Genomic DNA, 6,652 nt, shown 5'->3' with positions numbered 1-6,652 from the left:
CCATTTAAGCCCAAACTCGTTTGAGTACTAAGGTAATAAGCAAGTGGAATTCTCATAAGATTAAAAACAATACTTGTTATAGCAGCCGGTTTTGTATTTCCTATGCCATTAAAAGCACCAGAAGCGGTGATTTCAATACACATAAATAACTGTGAAATAGCGAGGATTTTTAAATAGTCGATGCCCTGTGAAATGGCTAATGGCTCTCTGATGAAAATCATAAATAACCATTTTGCGCCAAAAAACAGAAGAACTGTGTTGAAAATTCCCAAGGCAAAGGCCACACCCATTGCCTTTTGATATCCCTCAAGCACTCTCTTGTACTGTCCAGCGCCATAGTTTTGTCCAACAAAAGCACCTAAGGCAACTGAAAAGCCCCCAGCTGTCATCCATGAAATCGCCTCTATTTGGGAACCTACCTTTTGTACGGCTATCGGCGTTGCACCATAATCGGCGATCAGTCTTGCGATAATCATAGAAATAAAGGTAAATAGGCCACTTTGCAAAGCTGGTGGGATGCCCATATTGACGATTGATTTAATACTCTCAAAGTCAGGTCGTTTAAAAAATGTAAAATGGTGAAACAAACTGTGTTTAAACCTAATAAAATAAGCAAACTGCATAAAGACAATAAATTGTGCAAATATGGTGGCAAACGCAGCACCGGCAACGCCAAAAGCAGGAATTGGTCCAAACCCCAAAATCAGTATTGGATCAAGTAGAATATTGATGATTAAACCTGTTGCGTTTATTTTAAAGGGCGACCTGCTATCACCTCTTCCATTAAAAATGCCTGTGAAAACTTGATTTGAAAAAGAAAAAACAATGCCTAGAGCAATGATGACCAAATAAATTTTGCTCATTGCTTCAACCTCTAAATCACGTGTGTTGAAAAATTGAATGAGATTGTCTTTAAATATAATAAGTGCTAGAGTATATAAAATACCAATTGTAAATATGATGTGAAACCCCGATCGGGCATAAGACTCAGCCGCAGGCTCATCATCTGCACCTGTCTTCTGGGCAACCTTGATTTCCGTTCCAGTTTTCGCAATCAAAATGAATGCAAATGAAAACCACACATAAAATCCAGCAATGCCAACAGCTGCTACTGCCTTTGATCCTAGAAAACCAATCCAAATCATATCAATCATGTTGTAAGCCATCTGCATAAAGCTTGTTCCCATAATTGGAAGTGCCATTTTGAGTAGGTTTGTAATAATAGAACCTTCTGTTAAGTTTATTCTTTTTGATTTTTCCAACGCATTAACCTCTTTATACAAATTCAACATTTAAAATATCGAATTATTATAGCATATCTTTTTTATTTCGTGCAACTAAATATCATCATGATTTCTCAACTTATATCAAGTCATACTTTATTATCGCAGCTTTTTTTATAACTTCTGGCGATATAGGTTTGCTAAAGTAAAATCCTTGGATACAATCACACCCCGAATTTATAAAACGTCTTACGTGATCCGGTTCTTCAATCCCTTCTGCAACAACTCTTAGATTTAATGAATGAATAAACCCAACCAATTTTTTTAGTGTTTCGTCATTATAATGTTCTAAAATATGCATACAGAGTTGTCTATCAAATTTTAAAATACTAGCTGAAAAGGATTTAAGATAATACATAGATGAATATTTAGAACCGAAGTCATCAATCGCGATTGCAATTCCGATTTCATTTAATTGATTAAAAAATTCGAGTGCCTCTTTTTTATTCTCAATAAATACAGTTTCAGTAACCTCAATTACAATAAGATCATTTGATATGTCATAGTCTTCCAATAGGCGTGACAGAAAATCCTTGTATGTCCTATCCATTAATTGACCAACAGAAAAATTAATGGAAATCGGTTTTAAAGAAAGCCCTTCTCGTTTCCAAATTGCTAGTTGCTTAATGACAAGCTCTGTGACAATTCTTCCGATCTTAATGATTTGATCTTCCTTTTCTGCAATCTCAATGAATTTCGAGGGTGAATACTCATATTCTTTCAATCTCACTAAGGCTTCATAACCAGATACTTCACCATTTTTTAAGCTTACTTGAGGCTGATAAACAATGGTAAATCCGTCATTTAAAATAGCTTCTTTTAAAATCCCGGTTATTTTCAAGCGTTCTTTAACGGAGTCTTCCATTGATTTATTAAAAAAGGCAAAGGTGTGTTTTCCCATCGCTTTAGCATGATAAAGCGCAATATCTGCAAATCGAATACAGCTTTCACTCTCCTTGCAATTATCAGGTACGAGTGATATTCCAATGCTGAAATTTATCAAAATTTCATGTTGTTCAATCGAGATTGGCTTTTCAAAGAAAGCAAACAAATCTTCTACAAAACCCTCAAGGGTCTTTAAATCACCATAATTTCTATATATAATTAAAAATTCATCGCCACCAAATCGTGAGACGTTAATTTGATCCGATTCAAATTTTTTTAAAATATCAGCAAAACAAACCAGTACTTTATCACCAAAAACATGGCCTAAAGTATCATTAATGTCTTTAAAGTTATCAAGATCAATCAATAAGATTGAGAATCTTTCATTTGACACAAGATAATGGCTTAAATCACGATAAAACTGACGTCTGTTTGGTAGTTTAGTCAACGGATCTTCTTCAGCTAATAATTGAATCATTTGCTTTTGACTTTGAATTTCCTCTAACTGTGCAGACAGTTCTTCTTCGGATGCTACAAGCAACTCATTTTTTTCCAAGATTTCATTGTTAAATGACTTAATTTGATCCAAGTATTCTTGGACTTTCCCAAGCAAAACATTTACAGAATCCACGACACTTTTAAATGGATTACCTTCGGATAAACGTAATAATTCCACAGTATCTTCATTGACCTTAATGGCTTTAATCTTGTAGGACATATTTTTTAAAGTGTTTCTTAACTCTAAAAAATTAACTTCCAAGACTCTCATAGCACCTGCAATACGACCAATCTCATCACTAGATTTCATGTCTAGATGCATTAGATTTTCATCTTCTGAATCAAAGTCAAACTTTGCTATTTTAGTCATTGCATCAGTAATTTCAACGATGGGGTCTGTGATTCTCTTTGAAACCACAATAAGCATTAATCCAACGAAAAATAGGGTCAAACAGACTGAAAAAAGTAACATGACAAACATTTGTTTTGAGTCACTTAAAACCTCATCCTTATTAATCATTGAAACATATGTCCAGCCTGAAGATGGCGATCTATATTGGCAGAAGAACTTGGCGTTACCATCAATTAAAGCTTCAAAATACTTGGATTTTCCTGCGATAATTTCATTAAAAATGGGTTGGTTAATCGCCTCTGCATCTTTTAATAACCATTCAGGATGTGATGGACTATTAATAAATTTCCCCTCTGGACTGATAACCAAAATTTCTCCTGTTTTTCCCAGTGAAATATCATTGATAGATTCTACAATATCTTGTAGATTTATGGTTAAGCTAAGAACACCTAGTGTCATTGACGAATCTTTGATCGCTTGATCAACGCTCATTACTAGCTCTTTTGACACACTGGTAACATAAGGCTCGGATACGACCATGCCATTAGCACTTCTTGCATTAATATACCAAGGTCTAACTCTAGGATCGTATGATTCAGAAGGCTTAAACTCAGGATATTCAACATAACCGCCAAATTCAGTTCCATATGAAACCAAGGTTAAGTAAGGAAAAGAAACTTTTACCTTTTCAAAATAAGCCATCAATCGCTGTTCTTGTATTGAAATTGAATTCTCATACTTAGTGTTTTCATAAGTCGTGTAGGATCTTATTTCATTACCCACCTCTAAAAGTCTTGGGTCATCATTCATTAGACTGATCAATTGTTGTGTCTGGTCAATTATTACTGCATCAACATGTTTTCCCGTCTGTTTTAGCAATGCCATAGAGTCCTCAATGTTTTTTGAAAAAAGTTCTTTTTGAAGACTGCTTTTTATGTAAATACTGCCCAAAATAAGTGGTAAAATACAGCTTATAAGTGTGTAGACAATGAGTTTTGTTTTTATAGACTTCCATCTAAACATATTTATCTCTCCTAAAATTCAACATACACTCAATTATAGCATTTATAAATATGGCCGAACACATAAAATTTATTGCTAAACTCTATCTAATTCTATAGTATTATAGATGGCAGTCTTAAAAAACTATGATTTTTAAAAGAAGGTTAGATATGCAAAAAAATAAAATATTAATCTGTGATGATGATCCGGTTGTTCACGAATCTCTCAAAATATATCTTGAAGGTGAAAGTTTTGAATGTGTTTCTGCTTTTGATGGCGAAGAAGCGCTTCAAATGCTAAAAACTCACGATCCATGCCTAATTGTATTGGATATTATGATGCCAAAGCTCAATGGGCTTGATGTCTGTCGTGAAATACGAAAAACCAATAAGGTTCCAATTATCATGCTCACAGCAAAAGGTGAAGAAATTGATCGAATCATCGGTCTTGAGCTAGGTGCCGACGATTATATGGTAAAACCTTTTAGCCCAAGAGAAGTAGTTGCAAGAATTAAGGCCATTCGTCGCCGTGTGAATGATAATGCAGTTGAAGGCAAGGCCATGTCGCTAAAATTTGGCCAACTGGAAATAAGCCTTAAAAAATACCAAGTAACTTTTAAACAAGAAATCATTATTTCTACACCTAAAGAAGTTGAAATACTTTTTTTACTCGCCTCTAATATTGGACAGGTTTTTTCTCGAGACCAAATCCTGAACTTGGTTTGGGGTTACGATTATTATGGTGATACTCGGACGGTAGATACACATATCAAGCGCATCCGCGCAAAACTCCCACAAACAGGCTCAATTGTAGATCTCCAAACGATTTATGGTGTTGGTTACAAACTTGAGGTGATTGACCAGTGAAAAGCTTTATTGTAAGAAGGATTATTCTTTTAATGACAATTGCCATAGTGATTTCTTCTATTATCACAGGCCTATTTGGCGTCATCCTATCAGAGGACCTCATTGGTGACATAAGGGGTGATGAGTTTATCCCAGATTTGACCATTATCGCCGAAAATGTAAACCAGTATCTTCAAGGCAATATCACCCAAGAGGCTTTTGATCAAATTTTTACAAGAGCTTCAGAAAACGCCTATACGCGCTATTATATTTTTGATGAGGCCCAAAGTCTCATATATGAATCTAAAATCTCAAAGCTTGAAACCATTAAGTCAGAAGAAGTTGAAAAAAAAATAGACTTGGCACTTACCAAACTATTTGCAGGTGAAAAAGTTGCCTATAAAGTTCATATTTTTGCAATGAGACCGGTAGAAATCGTCGGCGTTCCGATCCTAAGTGGTAATAATACAAAAGGGGCTGTCGTTGCAATCTCTGAAATGACCGATATGGAACGGATTCGAAACCAATACCTATATTCGCTCTTTCTCGCCATTATCATTGTAATGCCTTTTGTGATGGGGCTCTCCTACTTTATATTAAAACGCATTATCAGCCCAATAAGAAACATCACTCAGGTTGCACTGTCGATTTTGGAAGGTGATTTTTCCATAAAGGCAGATGAATCTGTCGAAGGAGAGTTTGGCTATTTGGGAAAATCAATGAATATCCTCTCTGCAAATGTTTATAAGAGTCTCTCGCAATTGTTCATTGAAAAGAACCGTCTTCACCAAGTTCTTGATACACTTGCCGAAGGCATGATTTCTGTCGATGAAAATTTTAAAATCACACATTTTAATAGTGTTCTATTCGAAAGATTTGATTTAGATGAAAATGTGCTTCTCGGCACTGATATTCGTGAACTGGATGTTTTGAATTTAGAACTCGAAATGAGTATTTTTGAAAATCGTCAATTCGTTAAAACGACACATTGGGGAGAGGCAATCTTAGAAATTATAATTGCACCCATAGAAGATGAAAAAAATCAAAATGTTGGTGCTGTAATTCTGTTTAAAGATATTACTGAAATGGAAAAACTAGAGAATTTGAGAAAAGACTATGTTGCAAATGTCTCTCATGAACTGAGATCGCCACTCACTGCTATTCGTGGGTTAATTGAGCCTTTAATGGACTCTGTTGTAAAAGATGAAGCGGATATCAAACGATACTATCAAATTATCTATCAGGAGAGTTTAAGATTATCTAGGCTTGTGGATGATATCATGGAGCTTTCGAGACTTCAAACACATGAAGCCATTATTCGCAAAAGTGAAATTGATTTAAACGACATTTTTGAAATGGTCTATGAGCGTTATAAACTTCTGGATGAGCGTATCCATTTGGCGTATACACCTCAGACCTTACCAACGGTGTATACAAATTATGATCGTGTTGAACAAATTCTCGTTATCCTTTTGGACAATGCCTATAAATTCACGCCTGAAAATGGTGAGATAAGGCTTACCACCGAAATCAAGTCAGATCACTTAGTCGTTAAAGTCATTGATACTGGCATCGGCATTTCCAAGGAAGATTTACCATTTGTTTTTCAGCGCTTTTACAAAAGTGATAAGTCCAGAACTAAAAAAGGAACAGGCCTTGGTCTCTCCATCGCCAAGGAAATTCTTTTCATTATGGGAGAAACAATCTCTGTTCACAGCGTACAGGGTGAAGGCACCGAGTTTTGCTTTACCTTACATTTCAAATAGCAGAATCAGATTGAATGATCT

The 6,652-nt window shown here is 35.3% G+C and carries 4 protein-coding genes; 2 read left to right on the top strand and 2 right to left on the bottom strand.

The window, feature by feature from the left end; translation table 11 throughout:
• On the bottom strand, nucleotides 1-1,262 hold a 1,262-nt coding region (locus AC220I_RS16050), incomplete at its 3' end, for an MATE family efflux transporter (protein ID WP_486724873.1).
• A gap of 100 nt (nucleotides 1,263-1,362) precedes the next feature.
• Nucleotides 1,363-4,041, bottom strand: a complete 2,679-nt coding sequence (locus tag AC220I_RS16045; RefSeq protein WP_486724872.1) for a bifunctional diguanylate cyclase/phosphodiesterase — start codon at nucleotides 4,039-4,041, stop codon at nucleotides 1,363-1,365.
• A 149-nt stretch (nucleotides 4,042-4,190) separates the two neighbouring features.
• On the opposite strand from AC220I_RS16045, the gene AC220I_RS16040 reads away from it, so the two are divergent.
• Entirely contained in the window at nucleotides 4,191-4,886 is a 696-nt protein-coding gene (locus AC220I_RS16040; RefSeq protein ID WP_486724871.1) for a response regulator transcription factor, read from the top strand.
• Entirely contained in the window at nucleotides 4,883-6,631 is a 1,749-nt protein-coding gene (locus AC220I_RS16035; protein ID WP_486724870.1) for a sensor histidine kinase, read from the top strand. Before AC220I_RS16040 ends, AC220I_RS16035 begins: the two co-directional genes overlap by 4 nt.
• The last annotated feature ends 21 nt before the right edge of the window (nucleotides 6,632-6,652 follow it).

It is taken from the genome of Fusibacter sp. (genome assembly GCF_057447755.1).
This window is presented reverse-complemented; position numbering and strand designations above follow the sequence as displayed.

Bases quoted from the DNA above. Each gene is read 5' to 3' on its own strand.
- AC220I_RS16040 (WP_486724871.1), top strand. From the start codon at position 4,191: ATGCAAAAAAATAAAATATTAATCTGTGATGATGATCCGGTTGTTCAC.
- AC220I_RS16045 (WP_486724872.1), bottom strand. From the start codon at position 4,041: ATGTTTAGATGGAAGTCTATAAAAACAAAACTCATTGTCTACACACTT.